Here is a 16,131-nt window from a genome sequence, read left to right on the forward strand (position 1 = left end):
TTCAGCCCCCCAGGATGACAGCGGTCATCCGTTTGTGGAGACTCGGGTTGGCAGCGATGATTCCGGTTGACGCGACCGACCACGGCTCGCCGTTGATGCCGGTGACGTGTACGCCTGCCTCCTCGCAGATGATGACCCCCGCGGCCATGTCCCACGGCTTGAGGCCAAACTCCCAGTATCCATCCGCACGTCCGCCTGCAACGTGAGTGCAGTCGATTGCCGCGGAGCCGGTACGCCGGATCCCATGCACGGGAACGCGAAGGAACGCCCCCAGAATTGCGAGCTGACGGTCGAGAGGCGCACCGCGGTCGTAGGGAAAGCCGGTGATGAGTAGCGATTCGCCGAGCGCGCCAGCTGCAGAGCACTGGATCGGTGCCCCGTTGCGGGTGGCACCGATGCCGGCGGCGGCCGCAACGATCTCGGCAGATGGCACGTTTACCACCGCTCCCGCGACGGGCGTTCCCCGTCGGAGCAGGGCGACCGAGACCGAATACGCCGGAAAGCCATGCACAAACGATGTCGTTCCGTCGAGTGGATCGACACACCAGACCTCGTCGTCGTCGAGCGAACCACGACGGGCGCTCGCGAGTCCGTATACTTCTTCCTCCTCGATCACGAGGCGCGCCTGAGAGTCGCGCTTAACGATCGCCTCCCACACGGCGACACCTGCGGCGATATCCGTCTCAGTGACGAGGTCGATAGATGAGCTCTTCGAACGCGTCACTTTCCTGTCCGAGTCGGCGGCACGGATGACGTCAGCCCCCGCTGTAGCTGCCGCGATAACTGCTGCGAGCTCCTCTTGCACCACGTCCTCCTTATGGATGAAGGCCTTAAGATCGTTGTGTTCCTGCTCGCAAGGCGCAATGATTGCAGCAAGCGGGGTCGATTGCTCAGTCTATCTGTTTCTGAGGTCATGGAGGTAGCGGATGTTTAACCGCGGATTCGCCCACTCACTCACACCCGCGGCGGCCGAGGAACTCTCGGCCCGCGCCCTACGATCGCGAGGTGTTGCGCTGACGGCGACTACGGTCGCCGCTTCCGGGCATCCGGGCGGTTCGCTTTCTTCAATGGAGCTCTACACCGTCCTGTTGGGATGCGCACGTTTGCGGCCGGACAGGCCTCAGTGGGACGGACGTGACCGAATAGTGGTGAGTCATGGTCACACGTCACCAGGACTGTATGCCGCGCTCGGCGAGGCGGGCTTTTTCGATCCAGCCGAGGTCGAAGCACACTTCCGTCAAGCTGGCAGCATCTTTGAGGGTCACATCGAGCACAGCGTGCCGGGGGTGGAGTGGTCCACGGGCAATCTGGGACAGGGGCTGTCCGCTGGCATAGGGATGGCGCTCGCGGCACGGGTAACCGGGCACGCTTGGCATACCTTCGTGGTCATGAGCGACGGCGAACAGAACAAGGGTCAGATTGCTGAGGCTCGCCGACTTGCGGTGAGCGAGGGGCTATCGGACGTGACGGTTCTCATCGACTGCAACGGCATTCAGATTTCCGGCAGAACCGCTGAGGTCATGCCGGTAAACATCAAAGCGGGCTTTGAGGCGGACGGATGGGGAGTGATCGAGGTCGATGGCCATGACATTGCCGCTCTTCATTCAGCGATTTCCCAGGCGGTATCTGACTCCGGTAGGCCGGTAGCGATCCTCGCTCGAACGCGAATCGGGTGGCCAGTCTCCTTTATGCTCGATGATGAGGAGTACCACGGTCGCGGCCTGACGGACGAAGAGTATGAGCGGGCGATGGCTCAACTTGGGCTTCCGTCGCGCCTCGCCGTGGCGAAGACTCGGCGAGATTGCGCGCTCGAGGTCTCGGAGGTGTCTCACCACGTCGCGCCGCCGGATCTTGCGGCCGGTCCGCCAAGGGAGTACTCACCTGACGATCTGACAGACAATCGTTCAGCGTGGGGAGCGGCGTTGCTCGATATCGCCGAGGCAAATCCGGACGTGCCGATGCTCGTGTTCGATTGTGATCTCGCGGCGTCGGTCAAGACCGCGGCGTTTGCATCACGCTTTCCTCGGCGGTTCGTGCAATGCGGCGTGGGAGAGCACAACGCCGCGACTGCGGCTGGCGCAGCCTCGGCGAGCGGCACCTTAGTGTTCTGGGCGGACTTTGGCGTCTTTGGGATCGATGAAGCCTACAACCAGCAGCGGCTAAACGACATCAACGGCGCCGCGCTCAAGCTCGTCCTCACCCACTGCGGTGTCGACGTGGGCGAGGATGGCCGGACCCATCACTGCCTTGATTACATCGGGCTGCTGCGTAACATGTTTGGATGGCGCGTCATCGTTCCAGCCGACCCCAACGAGACTGACCGCGCGATACGCTGGATGGCTCGCGTCCCAGGTAACGTCGCGATTGCGATGGGGCGAAGCAGGCTTCCGGTCATCTGTGACCGCGAGGGGACGCCGTTGTTTGGTGGTTTGCGCGAGTTCGAGTATGGACGCATGACTCCAGCGCGCAAAGGAGCCGCAGCATGCATCCTGGTGGCAGGCACTCCATGCGGCGAGGCGGTGCTGGCCGCGGACAAGCTCCGTGAGGAAGGCTTCGATATCGCAGTCGAGTGCGTGTCTTCACCGCTCGATCTCGATGATCTTGGAATGGAGCGCGCGCTTGCCACCCCACTTCTCGTCACCGTCGAGGACCACCACGTCAGGACCGGCCTCGGAGGTTCGGTGGCGGAGTGGCTGGCGTTGCGCGGCCATGCGCGTGCCTTAATTCGAATCGGTCACGGCGCATACAAGTCGAGCGGTCCGGCACGCGATCTGTTCGCGACGGCTGGCATGTCAGCCGAGGGGATCGCAAGGACCGTGCGTGACGCTCTGGGCAAACGGTAGCGCCCACCGAATCAAGCGCTGGGCATCTGATCTTTCGTTCTGATGGCGCTGATGATCGCGCCATCATCGGTCGCAGCGGGGCTCGTGCGTTGCCGCGCGGATACTCCCCGCTCGGCCAGAATGGTGATGACCGCATCGACCGCGGTTGGAAGCGCGGCTTCAACCTCAGGTGTCAGTTCGGTGACCCACTGCTCCATGCTGCCGACTTGAATGCCGACGCACTCGGCGTCGGGTTTCAGGCCGCACAACTCGGCTGCCTGAAGGACATCGACGAAACGGATGTCGTGCAGCGAGTGCATGATTTGATTGGGTGCGAGATCCTCGGGCGTGAGCCGCACGACCGTCCCGGGGGGGTGTCCTGTGCGATCAATTGCGTCTACCACCACTATGAGCCGGGTGTCCCGGAACATGTTGAGCATGCCAAGCCCCATCGTGCCAGCGTCTACGACTTCGACACCATCTGGGAAGTCGAAACCGTTCATGAGGAGTTCCGCGACGCGCACGCCAGCCCCTTCGTCGCTCATTAGCGGGTTGCCAATGCCAAGAATGAGGGTACGCTCAGTCATCAAAACTCCCTATCCGCATCGGTCCTAGTTTAGCCTGCGGCTCGCTCGGTCGTTGGTGAGTAGCAGGTCTCGCCTTCCAACAGGAGTAGCCGCTCTTCGAGAGGTAGCGCTTCTCGGGCCTTGTCGCGCAGGTCGTTTGAGGATGCGAGCGTCTCCCGCATCATGACCATAAGCAGGTAGCGGCCCTTTTCCGTGAGCGTGATATAGCGCCCGTCGTCACCGGCGATTCCGCCCGCTGCGAACATGAATGCCAGTTCCGGGGCGAGCGCCCGTTCGACAGGCATTGCGAAGTCGCGGCGGAAACGTTCCTTGTCAAGTTTGAGCCCGAAAAGATCGGTGACAAAACGATAGCGTCGGCGCGCGGTCGCAGAGTAGGGTCGTCCAGACTTGCACACCGACATTCGGCCCTCGGTGATTGCGCGAGAATACTCTTTGAGCGAGAAGTTATTCGCATACATCCTTCCGTTGAGAAAAGAGATCGCGCCAGAACCGATTCCAACGTACTCCCCGTAATCAACGATGTACTCGTCGATCATTGCATCGACATCGCGGGAGTATGTCCATGCTGATGCGGGAACGTAGTGACCGGCCAGACGATCTGCGATTAGGCGGTAGTAGCGGGCTTCTCTTGCGTAATCGATATGTCCTACCGCGCGGGCGAGCTCGACGCGTGTTGCGGGTGAGGCCATGAGCGGGTAGAACGTCGTCTGGTTGGCGCCGCTCGCCTTCACAAATGCGATGTCACGCTCGAGGATGGTTTCAGTTTGGGATGGAAAATTGAAGATCATATCCACGTTGAGCGAGTGGAACTCGCCGGCGACAGAACGGAGCCGGTCGAGCGTGGCGCGTCCGTCCCCATACTTCTCGTATCGGTCCATCTGCCGGAGGAGTCCATCGTCGAAGCTCTGAACTCCCACGGAGAGGCGCTGCACCCGTTTGGACAAGACTGAAACGAGATCCGGACCGAGGTGGTTGGGACTTGTCTCGCACGACACCTCGCGGATCGAAAAAAGGCTACGAGCAAGATCGATAGTCTCAGCGAGTTCGTCGAGCAGGACCGTTGGTGTGCCCCCGCCGATGTAGAGGGATGGGAAATCGTATCCGAGATCAGCGACCATGCGCATCTCGCGGCGCAACTCGCCAAAGTAGGTGCGCGCACGGTCCTCCCGGTAGAGGAAGCGGTTAAACGAGCAGTACAGGCAGAGGCGCTCACAAAACGGTACGTGCGCGTAGAGCACGTACGCCCGGCCTTCGACGGGTCCGGGAAGTGAAGTGATCGAATCGGGTTTCAGTTCTAGGTAGCGCGGGTTGAGGATTCGGAGGGCACCGGTGATCAACCGTTCAGAGATCATGCAGTTCTCACATTCTTGTTGGAAAGTTCATCCGGTGTGCGGGCAAGTGTCTCCGGCAGTGGCCCGTACGAGGCCCCGGACCCATGTGGCTCCGGGGCCTCTCTTGCTTACGGTAGGGCTCAGCGCGCAGGGCTAGTGGCCTTTACCGCCAATGACCTTTCCCTCCGCGTCGAACTGAAGGCCCTCACTCTCCTTCCAGGAGAAGATCAGCTTGGAGGGATCCCTGCTTTCGACGTTGGCCAGGTACGCGTGGATCGCGGTGAACACGATGAACGCCCACATGATGTAGTAGTGGATGATGCGCATGTGCATCGGTCCGCCTACAGCGTCCGTGCCAACCGTGAAGATAGCCCAGTTCATCACTGGCGCATAGATTGCAAAGCCAGTGTAGGCTGCCGCCAGCGTCAGTGGAACGGTCGCAATGTAGGCGATCTTCTGTAACACGCCGTACTTGGCTCCGATCGGGTGTTCCTTCTTCAGGAACAGGTAGTACTTGAGCCACGGGATGAACTGGTGTCTATTGAGCTTCTGTGGAAGCCAGTTCTTGATGTCCGTGTCCATCTCACGCGAGCCGAGACGTGTGGCTGTCTTCACGAAGAAGGCGGCGACGATGCGCACGACAAGGTTGATGAGGAGCACGAACATGAAGACGAAGTGCATACCGCGGGCGACACCCATGAAGCCGTCGACGAACGGATAGTGAATGTAGAAGCCCGAAATTACGAGGGCTACTATGGAGATCAGGTTGATCCAATGAGTCATCACGAAGATGAACGGATGCGCCTCCCGGTAGTGCGCGGGATGAGCCATCTCTACCTCACCCCCATCGGCTTGGTGTAGACGGTGGCTTCCTTGCCGGTCTTGGGTTCAAACACGTGAACCCCGCACCCTACTCAAGGATCGAAGCTGCGTGCGACGCGGCACGCCTCAAGCGGCCGTTCGACTTCTTCAATCGGGGTGCCGATAAGTGCTTCTTCCATCGGCCCGCGGACGCCGTCAGCGTCACGCGAGGAGACGTCCCACGTCGACGGGGTCACGACCTGGTAGCGGTCGATCTTCCCGCCCTTGATGTCGATCCAGTGACCGAGCGCGCCGCGAGGCGCCTCCCACAGGCCACCGCCCTGACCATCGCCGCCGTTGCTGGGCTCAAAGTACTTTGAGTCGCCGCCAGCAATGGCGGCGATGAGTTCGTGGCACCACTGGAGCGACCAGTCGGCGACAACCTTCGTCTCAAGGTTGCGTGCCGCGACACGGCCGAGCAATGAGACGAGTACCTCGGGCTTGCCAGGAGCGCCGAGCGCGGTGAGCGTGCTGTCGATGATGTCCTGAACGGGAGAGACGCCCCTTAGGTACGCCACAAGCATCCGCGACAAGGGGCCAGCTTCCATAGGCAGGCCGTCGTAGCGGGGCGCCTTGTTCCATGAGTAGCGTGCGTCCGTGTTGTACTCGTCAAACATGGCATTTGTTTCTCCCACTGCCGGGTTAAGACCGGTGGGGGAGTCGTACCACGCGTGTTCGATGTACTCGGCGACTTTTGTCTCGTCCGGGTCTTCCACCGTCAGGCCCTTGCTGGTCACTACAACACCGCCTGGCATGTAGCGGTCCGTAAGCTCAGGTGATTCGGTGTTGAACACACCCCAGGCAAGGAAGTTGCCATGGCCGCCGCCGTACTCGAGCGCGCTTGCGTAGAACGGGGCGATCGCGAGTGTGTCAGGGATCATTGTGTTGGTGACCCAGTCGTTGAGGCGCATAAGACGGAAGAGAATGTCGTCGAGCTTCTGCTCGGTCGGGACGAATGTCGTGCCGCCCGGAAGCGAAGTCATGAAGTGTGGGAACTTGCCGCCCATGATGGCGATGACCTCAGCTGCGACGGCCTGCATCTCAAGTGCCTCAAGGTAGTGCGCCACTGCGATCAGGTGCAGCTCCGCTGGCATGTCCTGTGCGTAGGCCGGATGGCCAAACCAGCCGTTGGTAAAGATCGAGAGTTGGCCGTTGTCGACAAACGCTTGGAGACGCCTGGCCACCGCTCCGAAGTCCGACACGCCGGTACCAGCCTCATGCGCAAGCGCGTAGGTGTCGGCAATGTCAGCGGTGAGCGCTTTTACGGGGTCCACGTAGTCGAGCGCGGCGAGCGTGTAGAACCACAGGATGTGACTGTGAATGTACTGCGCCGCCTCGATCAGGTTGCGGATAATCCGGGCGTTGTTAGGGATGGTGATTCCGAGCGCTTTCTCGGTCGACATGGTTGACGCGTGACCATGGGAGATCGGGCACACGCCGCATATGCGCTGTGATATGTAGAATGCGTCGGCGGGTTCACGGTCGAGGAGGATGGTCTCCAGTCCGCGATATAGTCCGCCGGAAACCCAAGCGTCGGTTACGACGCCATCGTTGACCTCGACCTCGAAACGCAGGTGTCCTTCAATTCTGGTCAACGGATCAATTACCGCGCGGGCCACTATTTACCGCCTCCCTTCTTCATCCGCTTCGCATCGTGCTCCTTCGCCGCTTCGTACGGCGCTCCGTCGCCCATACGTCCGGCCACTTTCATCCCGATTCCATGAGCGATGAGGCCAGCCGCGGCGACACCGGCAACAGCTCCCGCGATAGTAACCGGCCGTGTGTTGCCGATGTTTGGCAACGGCAGGTCGCGGTGGCGGTTGAGGAAGGGGGCGCCGACGTCGACCCAGTTCAGGCTCCCGCAGCCGATGCATGGAGCACCAGATTCGACGCACCAGCTCGTACGGCGGTTCCATCGAACGATCGGACAGTTGGTGAATGTCTGCGGCCCCTTGCATCCGACCTTGTATAGACAGTAGCCGAGCGCCTCTTCTTCAGTGCCAAACTCCGAGACGAACGCTCCGTTCTCAAAGTGGCCGCGACGTGGACAGTTGTCGTGGATGGTCTGCCCGAAGATGTACTTAGGCTGGCCGAAGCGGTTGAGCTTGTTCAGAATCGCGCCAGTTTCGAGCGAACCAAGAAGAAGGACGTCAACAACGATCGCGACAACCCACTCGGGGTTTACTGGACACGTGGGCAGGTTGATGACCGGGGTGGCAATGCCTTTCTCCTCCAGGTACATCGACACGCCTGTTGCGTCTGCGGGATTGGGGCGAGCCATCACGAATCCGCCGTCAACCGCACACGAACCGACGGCGATGATCGCCGCCGCGTTGGGTGCGCCGAGCTCGAGTTCCTTAAGACCGGTCTTCCCGCCGACACGCAGCGTGTTGCCGTCAAAGCCCTTCATGACCGAGCCCTCGTAAATCAAGATGTAGCCAGGCTCTTCGAATACTGCTTCCGCCGCGTCGAGGGCGTCTTGACCCTGCGCCATCGAGAGCGTCGCCGAGAAGTTCAGCGAGAGCAGCTCAAGCACGATGGTGGCCACATCGGGCGTGTCAGCCTGAGCGACCGACTCGGTGCAACCGGTGCATGCGCCACCGTGGAGCCAGACCGCAGGCTTAAGCTTTGCGCCCTTGGTGACCGCAGCAGCGATCTGGGGGACGTATGCTTCCGAGAGCCCGAGTAGTGCTGCGATCGATCCGCAGTACTTGAGGAAATCGCGACGCGACACCCCCCGTGCTGCCAGGAGATCGTAGATCGCGTCGTGGTCCTCATGCGCCATGCTATACACCTCCTTGTACCGTCGATAGAGTGCGAACAGATTACGCCGGGGAGTAATCGCGCGCATTGTCGCGGTAATCCCCAGGCTACGAGAGGGCCACACCTCCTTCCCCCCGGGACGAGCGGAAAGTAGTCAGCATTATGCAGTGAGAACACGTGCGTTCGCGAGAACACCCCCGTCCCGATACTGGTATTCTACCCGCAACCCTTGCGCCCGCCAAAGTTGGCCACGGTATATGATAGATTAACGGATGTGAGCGGCCTTAGCCACGATACCACTGTGATTTTGGCCGTGCGTGAACCGGTGAATGGAGCCCCGACGTGTTGCACGATTCTGTTTCGCCCCCTAATGGCGTGGGAAGCAGGCTCGTTGTCGATGTTCGCGGGTGCTCTCCCGCCATTCGCCGAGAGATTGTCGTGTGCATCGTTGACAAACTACTCCAGCTCGATGCCAGAGATAGTCTCGTGGTGATCTGTGATCATGAGCCGGTAGCTCTTGGTTACGGAATCGACCTGCGCAAGGAGACTCGCGGGAGGTTCGAGTACTTCTATGATCGGCGCACTGACGGCGCATGGGTCGCACTCATCAGACGCAAGCCGGAGTGACAGCGCCGCTTTGCCGGTGGCAGCGTGTCTACCTGCGCTCGATGAGGAATGGCAGAGTGATAGCCAGAGTTTCGAGGTCGCCTCGGTAGTCAGCGGGCGCATCAGGATCCGTGCCTACGTAATACGTCTTCATTCCGACATCGGAGGCGGGAAGGTCGAGGACGCGGTCGTCGCCGACCATGAGGCAGCTGGTTGGTTCGACGCCGAGCGCTTCGGCGGTCTGCCTGAAGTACTCGGCGTACGGCTTGCACGCGTGCATCGTCTCGTAGCTTGTGACAACGTCGAACTCAAACCCATCAAGTCCGGCCCATGCCAGACGGTGTTCGACGGCCCTGCGGGGGAACAGGGGGTTTGTAGCTACGGCGATTCTAAGCCCGAGTTCGCGTGACGTTTGCAGGGCGGTGTGCGCTCCACGCATCGGTCCATAGCCGTCGCGCAGCGCGGGGAACTCCTCATCGTAGAATTGATCGAACACGTCGCGATACTCGTTGAGATCGACCCCGGTCAGCCGCTCAAACTCCTGGTTGAATCTCTCCTGGTTCGTTGTACCGGGGTGTGGGAGCATCATGGCCTCGGTCGCTTCGTGTACTGCGCGCATGAGTGATTCACCGGTGCCGTGTTGTGGGCCGATACGCCGCATCGCGTTACTGAGGGCAATAAAGTATCGGCCGATAAATGATCTGAGGTCGATGTCGAGCAGTGTCCCGTCGAGGTCGAACAAGATGCCTTGCATGAGGGGTTCAAACCTCCGATGGTGGGTGGCGCCGCGACAGACGGCGTGAGAACCTCATCCGTACACGATGGTACCTGAGCGCGACTGTGCGTGCGAGGCGATCGATGAGGCGATCGATGTGGCCGTGTGTGTCTCAAGTCACAGTCGAGGCGGGCCGATATCTTGCGTATGGAGTCAACGACGGTGGACATACGAACCCAAGACAGATTGCGCGCGAACTCTCTGTTCGCCGCGTTAGAGCGCCATGAACTTGAAGTTCTTGCGGGGATCGTCGTGTTGCGCAGGTTCCGTAAGGGCTCGTTCATCCTCACGCAGAGTCATCCGGGCACATGCATGTACCTGCTTGTATCGGGAAGGGTGAAGCTCTCGGTCGCCTCGCCGGACGGCAAGGAGATTGTGCTAGAGCACATGGAGGCACCCGGGCACTTTGGCGAGATGGCGCTCGTGGACGAGAAAGTCCGGTCATTCGATGCGATCGCGATGACGGATGTCGAGGCCTTTGCGCTTGACGCCAAGGACCTTGTAGCGGCCGTGCGGGTGCAACCTGAGCTTGTGCTCTCGCTCATCGCGACGCAAGCGCGGCGGATTCGCGAGCTCGTCGACAGGCTTGAGGACCTCGCGTTCAACGACGCGACCGCTCGCGTCATGCGCGTTGTGCTCAACATCGCCACCGCCCGGTATGAGACGGAAGGTATCCCAATGGTCAAGGGGATGACGCACTACGACATCGCCACCTTGGCCGCAACGTCCCGCGAGACGGCGAGCCGGGTTATCTCGGCGCTCACCAAAGACGGCATCATACGGTCGAAAGGTCGCACGCTCGTCGTTGACGTGATAGCGCTGCGCGAGCGCATGGGTTCCGCCTGACTGCGGGAAAGGCTAACTCACGCCGTTGCACGAGTCGTGATGCCGCACTGCCGCATGTCGCGCGCGCCATGTATCGCTGACGCGTTTGGGGATATATGTGGCAGTGTCGCCGAGGCCAGGAGGGATTCATGAAAGAGTTCACACTCGAAGAACTCGCAGCGTTCAACGGTAAGGACGGCAAGCCCGCATTCGTCGCATACAAGGGTACGGTCTACGATCTCACGCAGAGCGCGATGTGGGATGAGGGTGACCACGAGGCGATGCATGCCGCCGGTGCCGATCTCACCGGCGAGCACGAAGACGCGCCGCACGACGAGCACATATTGGACTTTCCCGTAGTAGGAACAGTCGTCTAAGGTAGCCGCTCGCCGTTTTGCCTGAAGATCACGACCGTCTCGACATGGTACGTCTGAGGAAACATGTCAACTGGCGTGACGCGTGTGATCCGGTAGTTCCGGTTTACCAGCTCCCGGGAGTCACGCGCGAGCGTTGCGGGGTCGCACGACACATACGCGATGGCGCGCGGGTTTGCCGAGACCACAGCGCGAAGCGCTTCGGGGCTGAGGCCTTGTCGGGGCGGGTCGACGACAGCGAGGTCAAACGCTCCGGCAGTCAAGAGTTCACGCGCGGCGTCCCCTCCCACGATGTCCGCGGGAAGACCGGCGCGATCAAGGTTACGGCGCAGGTCGGCAAGGGCATGGCGTGAGCCCTCGAATGCCACCACCTCACCGGCGGCTTGAGCGAGCGGCAGGGTAAACGTGCCAGCGCCTGCATACATGTCGGCTACGCGGTCGGTCGCGGCTGGATTGAGTCCGCTCATGACGAGTTCAACAAGAAAGTTCGCTGACGCGGTGTTGACCTGGAAGAACGATGGAGCTGAAATCGCGTAGTCAAATCCCGAGAGTGTCTCAACCCAGTTTCCGCGACCCGTAAGAACCTCGACGCCCGCGATACGGCGGCGAGCCTCAGTGTCTCGAGCTAGCACACGGACAACACTTGTTGCCCCTGCCGCGTCGGTGAGTGTGGCTCCAACCGCTGCTCGCGGAAAGGACGCCGGACGCGTCCATAGTGCGATTTCGAGGTCGCCGCGTTTCGCGGCCGCGCGCACTCCCACACGGAGTATGCCGAGGTCCCCGAACCGACCTGAAAGGTAGCGGAGCGCTCCGGTCAACGATCGGGGGAGTCCCTGCGCGCGCTCAGGGAGGAGCATGCACCTGTCAATTGCGACGATCTCCTCGGAGCGGGGTCGATGGTATCCCAGACCTGCCCTGCCGCTGGAAACGTCCCAGACGAGTTCGATCTTGTTGCGGTAGCCGAGTGGAGACTGAGACGCGCGAACTTCATCGACCACGACGCCATCCAGGCGGGCGATGCGCTCAAACGCGTCGGCCACGATACGGTGCTTGGCATCAAGTTGGCGCTCGTAGGCAATGTGTTGCCACTGGCATCCTCCGCACGCCCCGGCGTACGGGCACGGAGGAGTGATCCGGTCAGGTGAGGGAACGATGACGCGATCTATTGTGGCGCGCGACCAGTTCTGGTGTTCCTCGATCTCGGCCAGCGCGACCTCGTCTCCAGGACACGCTCCTTGGACGAACACGGTTCGTCCTCCGGGCAGGCGGGCAACCCCGTCGCCACCGTACGCAAGACTTTCGATGATTACCGATATCACTGGAAGCTCCGAAGGACGTGGCGCGCAGATGCGTGTGCGTGCGGGTGAGCGGCGGTCGCGTCGCGAGCATGGTAGCATCACACAAAGGTGCACGTATTTGCACGCGTTGCGCAACGTGCCGATAGTTATAGATGTATTGCTTTGCGAGTGGTGTTGAGCGGAGGGGTGGAAGATCCGCCCGATGATCCGAGAGGGGCCGTGGCATGTCAGGCAACAGAGTCTTGATAGTGCACGATGATGCCGGATTCATCGAGGAAGTCCGAGGAGCGTTGCGAGTAGCGGGATCCGAGGCCGAGGTCATGAGCGCACTCTCGGGTCCGCGTGCGCTCGGCCTGCTCGGTACGCACAAGCCTGATGTGATAGTGGTAGACGCGGACCTTGAGGGGATGGACGGCTTTGCGCTCACCAGTCAGATCAAGTCCGACCCGGCGGGAGCGGCGACTCCCGTGGTCATCGTCGCGCTCGCACCGAGTGAGTCCTCAGCGCTCAGGGCCAGGCAAGTAGGCGCGGCGGCACACCTGCCGTCGACCGCTCCATACGGCACCCTCTCCGCCAAGCTTCTCGAATTGCTCAGAACGGATGGAAATGGGGCCGCGAGTGCCCCAGACGCTCCCGCTATCCCACAGGAACCGCGGCCCGGCGTCGCTTCACCGATGGGCGCGGCCGGAGCGGATGACACGCCGACGCCGCGAAGTGAGGAGATCACGCCGCCCGTCGCCGCATCCGTTCCGGCTCCCGCCCCACAGGTTTCGCCTCAGGGCGCATACGGCGTTCCTGTCTCGGTAGATCGCGTAGCGTCCACACCGGCTTCGACGGGAGTGACGCGCCCTGGCGCACCGGCCGTCTCGAGCGCTCCGCACATCGACGACTTGCTCCGGCTCATGATCGATCGAAACGGTTCCGACCTCCACGTTTCCGTGGGAAGCCCACCCGGAATCCGTCTCAGGGGCGAGATAGTTCCTGTTGAGAACACGAAGGTGTTAGAGCCGCGCGATACCACCGAGATGATCCTGTCGTTGCTATCTGAGGACCAGCGTCGCAAGTTCGAGACCGAACTCGAGCTCGATTTCGCCTACACCATTCCGGGAGTGTCGCGTTTTCGAGCTAACGTGTTCCAGCAGCGCAACTCGCTCGGAGCGGTCTTCCGGGTGATCCCGCTCAAAATCCCGACCATCAGTGAGCTCCAGCTGCCCAAGGTTTCCCGATATCTGGCCGAGAGGCCCCGCGGGCTCGTTCTCATCACCGGTCCGACGGGTTCGGGGAAGTCGACCACGCTCGCTGCGATGATCGACCACATCAACGAGCACCGTGCGGTACACATCATCACCCTTGAGGATCCTATCGAGTTCATGCACAAGAACAAGAAGGCATACGTCAATCAGCGTGAGGTCGGCGAGGACACGCGGTCATTCGCGGCGGCGCTCAAGCGTGTGCTGCGTCAAGACCCGGACGTGATTCTCGTCGGTGAGATGCGCGATCTCGAGACCATCTCGGCGGCGATCACGGCTGCCGAGACGGGCCACCTTGTGCTTGCGACACTTCATACAACCGGCGGTCCGGCGACCGTGGATCGCATTATCGACGTCTTCCCGCCACACCAGCAGCAACAGGTCAGGATGCAGCTCTCAAGCACGTTGGAGGGCGTGTTGTCGCAGGTCCTGCTCCGCTCCACTGATGGGAGGACTCGCGTGCTCGCGATGGAGATCATGCTCGGCGTTCCGGCGATCTCGAACCTCATCCGTGAGGGCAAGACTCACCAGATGCCCACCATTATTCAGGGAGGCGCGTCACTTGGTATGCAAACCCTCGACCAGCACCTCAAGAACTTGTTGCAGGCGGGGAGGATCACATTCGAGGAGGCCATCGCGAAGGCGCAGAGTCCGCGTGAGCTCGCGCAGATGGTTGGCCGCAAGCTGTAGCCGTCATACGGTGCCGTGCGCGGACGCTGTCCCGCTCCTCGGAGGCAACGCGATGCGGCAGGATGGAGATCGTCATGGATACGATTACCGCGCGTTGGAGTGGGAACCGGCAGTTCGTCGCGTGGGATAGGGCTGGTCACGGGGTGGTTATGGACGCGACCGCCGAGTACGCTGGTGAAGGCACGGGGGTGCGGCCCATCGAGATGGTCCTGTACGGGCTAGCCGGGTGCACCGCCATGGACGTCGTGTCGATCTTGGAGAAGAAGCGCCAGGCGATCACCGGGCTTGAGGTGCGCGTGAACGGCACCCAGCGCGCCGAGGAGTATCCGCGATACTACGAGCGTGTCGAAGTCCACTTTGTGGTGACGGGTTACGGCGTGGCCCCTGAGGCGGTGCGCCGCGCCATCGAGCTTTCAGAGGAGAAGTACTGCTCGGTCAAGGGCATGTTTGGACCCCAGGTCGGAATGACGACGACGTTCGAGATCAGGGAGGCGCTGGCCGAGGGAGCCGTGCAGCAGTGATCACGGGGAGGCCGGGACTGTTTCGCGATGTCTGATGCTGTTGTGCTTCCGGTCTATAACGAGGAGCTGACGGTCGACTCGGTTCTGGACGCTGTCGCTTGTCACTTCGACGGAGATATCCTCGTCATCGACGACGGATCGACTGACGCTACAGTCGAAGTCCTTGGACGAAGGAAGGACATCTCGGTCATCACGCACCCGGAAAATCTCGGCTATGGCCGTGCTCTCGCCGAGGGGATATCTGTGGCCCGAGCGCGCGGTGTGAGCCGGGTCGTGACAATGGACTGTGACGGTCAACATGAGCCCGGACATATACGGGAGTTCCTGTCTGTGCTCGATGAAGGCTACGATGTGGTTTCCGGCAGCAGGTATCTGCCCGGAAGCGAGGCTTTCGGGCATGCTCCTGCGGAGCGGCGCGCCGTCAATGAGAAGGTGACCGAGGTGATCAACCGGGTAACCGGGTGGGGACTCACCGATGCGTTCTGTGGCTTCAAGGCCTACAGGCTTAGCGCACTCGCCTCGATTTCTCTCAAGGAACCGGGGTACGCCATGCCTATCGAGTTGTGGGCGAAGGCGTACCGGGAGGGACTGCGAGTCACCGAGCGTCCGATCGCTCGCATCTACCGTGACCATAGCCGGTCGTTTGGAGGTGCGCTCGACGACCCTCGAACCCGGATGGAGTACTACATGCGCGTGTGGAACACAGCGCTTCTCGGCGATGACGGAGAAGGGGGATGAGCGTGGTCGACATCGTGTGTATCGGGGCACACCCCGACGATGTGGAGATAGGGATGGGCGGCACGATCGCGGCGCTGGTCGCCGAAGGTCACGAGGTCGCGCTTATCGACCTCACCGATGGTGAGCCTACTCCGGCTGGCTCTGTCGAGACACGAATCGCCGAGGCGAAAGAGGCCGCGCGTCTGCTCGGCGTCACGGAGCGGCGGACGCTCACGCTCCCCAACCGCTATGTGTTCGACTCTGTGGAGGCCCGGATCGAGCTTGCCGAGGTGTTACGCGAACTTGGGCCTCGTGTTGTGTTCGCGCCGTATCCCCTTGACGCTCATCCCGACCATGTGGCGGCGGCGGCGATCGTGGACGGTGCCCGCTTCTATGCCAAGTTCACCAAGACGTCGATGACAGGCGAGCCTCACTATGTGCCGCGGCTCTACCGTTACCTGGCGGTCCACCTGCGGCTCGCTCGTGCGCCAGCGTTTGTGTTTGACGTCTCGGCGCACCTAGACGCGAAGCTTCTCGCGCTGCGTGCCTATCGCTCTCAATTTGTCGCCAACGAGCGCAATGCTGGTGCGATCGATTCGATCGAGGCCGCCGCGAGGGCGTGGGGCGCAATGATTGGAGTGGCGGCAGGTGAGCCGTTCTTCAGCGAAGAGCTGATCGGGGTACGCTCGATCGAGACGCTCGTGTGAGGTG

At 61.5% G+C, this 16,131-nt stretch carries 16 protein-coding genes; 8 read left to right on the forward strand and 8 right to left on the reverse strand.

Features of this window, described 5'->3' with window-relative positions:
- Position 1 precedes the first annotated feature (1 nt).
- A complete protein-coding gene (locus tag KGZ40_07825) occupies positions 2 to 805 on the reverse strand; it encodes an inositol monophosphatase (GenBank protein ID MBS3957419.1) in 804 nt (267 codons plus the stop codon).
- Between the two features lie 121 nt (positions 806 to 926).
- Here KGZ40_07825 and KGZ40_07830 point away from each other — a divergent pair, with 121 nt between their 5' ends.
- Positions 927 to 2,843 carry a transketolase gene (locus KGZ40_07830; protein ID MBS3957420.1) on the forward strand — a complete coding sequence of 639 codons (1,917 nt, stop codon included), beginning with the start codon at positions 927 to 929 and terminating at the stop codon, positions 2,841 to 2,843.
- A gap of 11 nt (positions 2,844 to 2,854) precedes the next feature.
- Here KGZ40_07830 and KGZ40_07835 read toward each other — a convergent pair whose 3' ends face one another.
- The 5 genes from KGZ40_07835 to KGZ40_07855 form a co-directional block, all read right to left on the reverse strand.
- A complete protein-coding gene (locus tag KGZ40_07835; protein ID MBS3957421.1) occupies positions 2,855 to 3,409 on the reverse strand; it encodes a HyaD/HybD family hydrogenase maturation endopeptidase in 555 nt (184 codons plus the stop codon).
- A 29-nt stretch (positions 3,410 to 3,438) separates the two neighbouring features.
- On the reverse strand, positions 3,439 to 4,761 hold the full coding sequence (locus KGZ40_07840) for a coproporphyrinogen III oxidase family protein (protein MBS3957422.1): 1,323 nt from the start codon (positions 4,759 to 4,761) through the stop codon (positions 3,439 to 3,441).
- A gap of 132 nt (positions 4,762 to 4,893) precedes the next feature.
- Complete coding sequence (locus tag KGZ40_07845; GenBank protein MBS3957423.1) at positions 4,894 to 5,571, reverse strand: cytochrome b/b6 domain-containing protein; 678 nt, start codon at positions 5,569 to 5,571, stop codon at positions 4,894 to 4,896.
- Positions 5,572 to 5,654: 83 nt separating this feature from the next.
- Positions 5,655 to 7,196: a nickel-dependent hydrogenase large subunit gene (locus KGZ40_07850; protein ID MBS3957424.1), complete on the reverse strand. Its 1,542-nt coding sequence runs from the start codon at positions 7,194 to 7,196 to the stop codon at positions 5,655 to 5,657.
- A gap of 23 nt (positions 7,197 to 7,219) precedes the next feature.
- Positions 7,220 to 8,386 carry a hydrogenase small subunit gene (locus KGZ40_07855; protein MBS3957425.1) on the reverse strand — a complete coding sequence of 389 codons (1,167 nt, stop codon included), beginning with the start codon at positions 8,384 to 8,386 and terminating at the stop codon, positions 7,220 to 7,222.
- A gap of 320 nt (positions 8,387 to 8,706) precedes the next feature.
- Between KGZ40_07855 and KGZ40_07860 the strand changes: the two genes are divergently transcribed.
- Positions 8,707 to 8,991 (forward strand): DUF2249 domain-containing protein, encoded by a 285-nt coding sequence (locus KGZ40_07860; GenBank protein MBS3957426.1) that lies wholly within the window; start codon positions 8,707 to 8,709, stop codon positions 8,989 to 8,991.
- 28 nt (positions 8,992 to 9,019) lie between these two features.
- Here KGZ40_07860 and KGZ40_07865 read toward each other — a convergent pair whose 3' ends face one another.
- Positions 9,020 to 9,724 (reverse strand): HAD family hydrolase, encoded by a 705-nt coding sequence (locus tag KGZ40_07865; GenBank protein MBS3957427.1) that lies wholly within the window; start codon positions 9,722 to 9,724, stop codon positions 9,020 to 9,022.
- A 183-nt stretch (positions 9,725 to 9,907) separates the two neighbouring features.
- Here KGZ40_07865 and KGZ40_07870 point away from each other — a divergent pair, with 183 nt between their 5' ends.
- Together KGZ40_07870 and KGZ40_07875 are read left to right on the forward strand one after the other, a co-directional pair.
- Positions 9,908 to 10,591, forward strand: coding sequence for a Crp/Fnr family transcriptional regulator (locus KGZ40_07870; GenBank protein ID MBS3957428.1), 684 nt, complete (start codon positions 9,908 to 9,910; stop codon positions 10,589 to 10,591).
- A gap of 128 nt (positions 10,592 to 10,719) precedes the next feature.
- Positions 10,720 to 10,947, forward strand: coding sequence for a cytochrome B5 (locus tag KGZ40_07875; protein ID MBS3957429.1), 228 nt, complete (start codon positions 10,720 to 10,722; stop codon positions 10,945 to 10,947).
- On the opposite strand, the gene rlmD is transcribed toward KGZ40_07875, so the two are convergent.
- Positions 10,944 to 12,263: a 23S rRNA (uracil(1939)-C(5))-methyltransferase RlmD gene (rlmD, locus tag KGZ40_07880; GenBank protein MBS3957430.1), complete on the reverse strand. Its 1,320-nt coding sequence runs from the start codon at positions 12,261 to 12,263 to the stop codon at positions 10,944 to 10,946. The genes KGZ40_07875 and rlmD overlap by 4 nt on opposite strands.
- A 203-nt stretch (positions 12,264 to 12,466) precedes the next feature.
- Between rlmD and KGZ40_07885 the strand changes: the two genes are divergently transcribed.
- The 4 genes from KGZ40_07885 to bshB1 all read left to right on the forward strand — a co-directional run bounded on the left by KGZ40_07885 (position 12,467) and on the right by bshB1 (position 16,127).
- A complete protein-coding gene (locus KGZ40_07885; GenBank protein MBS3957431.1) occupies positions 12,467 to 14,182 on the forward strand; it encodes a PilT/PilU family type 4a pilus ATPase in 1,716 nt (571 codons plus the stop codon).
- Positions 14,183 to 14,256: 74 nt separating this feature from the next.
- Positions 14,257 to 14,703 (forward strand): OsmC family protein, encoded by a 447-nt coding sequence (locus KGZ40_07890; GenBank protein ID MBS3957432.1) that lies wholly within the window; start codon positions 14,257 to 14,259, stop codon positions 14,701 to 14,703.
- Positions 14,704 to 14,730: 27 nt separating this feature from the next.
- The gene (locus KGZ40_07895; GenBank protein ID MBS3957433.1) at positions 14,731 to 15,441 is read left to right on the forward strand and encodes a glycosyltransferase family 2 protein; all 711 of its coding nucleotides are present in this window, start codon (positions 14,731 to 14,733) and stop codon (positions 15,439 to 15,441) included.
- The gene (gene bshB1 / locus KGZ40_07900; protein ID MBS3957434.1) at positions 15,438 to 16,127 is read left to right on the forward strand and encodes a bacillithiol biosynthesis deacetylase BshB1; all 690 of its coding nucleotides are present in this window, start codon (positions 15,438 to 15,440) and stop codon (positions 16,125 to 16,127) included. Before KGZ40_07895 ends, bshB1 begins: the two co-directional genes overlap by 4 nt.
- Positions 16,128 to 16,131 lie beyond the last annotated feature (4 nt).

The organism is Clostridiales bacterium, assembly GCA_018333995.1.
Classification (GTDB): Bacteria; Actinomycetota; Coriobacteriia; order Anaerosomatales; family SLCP01; genus JAGXSG01.

Coding starts and splice junctions, on each gene's coding strand:
- bshB1 (MBS3957434.1), top strand. CDS start 15,438: ATGAGCGTGGTCGACATCGTGTGTATCGGGGCACACCCCGACGATGTG.
- KGZ40_07865 (MBS3957427.1), bottom strand. CDS start 9,724: ATGCAAGGCATCTTGTTCGACCTCGACGGGACACTGCTCGACATCGAC.
- KGZ40_07890 (MBS3957432.1), top strand. CDS start 14,257: ATGGATACGATTACCGCGCGTTGGAGTGGGAACCGGCAGTTCGTCGCG.
- KGZ40_07875 (MBS3957429.1), top strand. CDS start 10,720: ATGAAAGAGTTCACACTCGAAGAACTCGCAGCGTTCAACGGTAAGGAC.
- KGZ40_07855 (MBS3957425.1), bottom strand. CDS start 8,386: ATGGCGCATGAGGACCACGACGCGATCTACGATCTCCTGGCAGCACGG.
- KGZ40_07895 (MBS3957433.1), top strand. CDS start 14,731: ATGTCTGATGCTGTTGTGCTTCCGGTCTATAACGAGGAGCTGACGGTC.
- KGZ40_07845 (MBS3957423.1), bottom strand. CDS start 5,571: ATGGCTCATCCCGCGCACTACCGGGAGGCGCATCCGTTCATCTTCGTG.
- KGZ40_07885 (MBS3957431.1), top strand. CDS start 12,467: ATGTCAGGCAACAGAGTCTTGATAGTGCACGATGATGCCGGATTCATC.
- KGZ40_07835 (MBS3957421.1), bottom strand. CDS start 3,409: ATGACTGAGCGTACCCTCATTCTTGGCATTGGCAACCCGCTAATGAGC.
- KGZ40_07840 (MBS3957422.1), bottom strand. CDS start 4,761: ATGATCTCTGAACGGTTGATCACCGGTGCCCTCCGAATCCTCAACCCG.
- KGZ40_07830 (MBS3957420.1), top strand. CDS start 927: ATGTTTAACCGCGGATTCGCCCACTCACTCACACCCGCGGCGGCCGAG.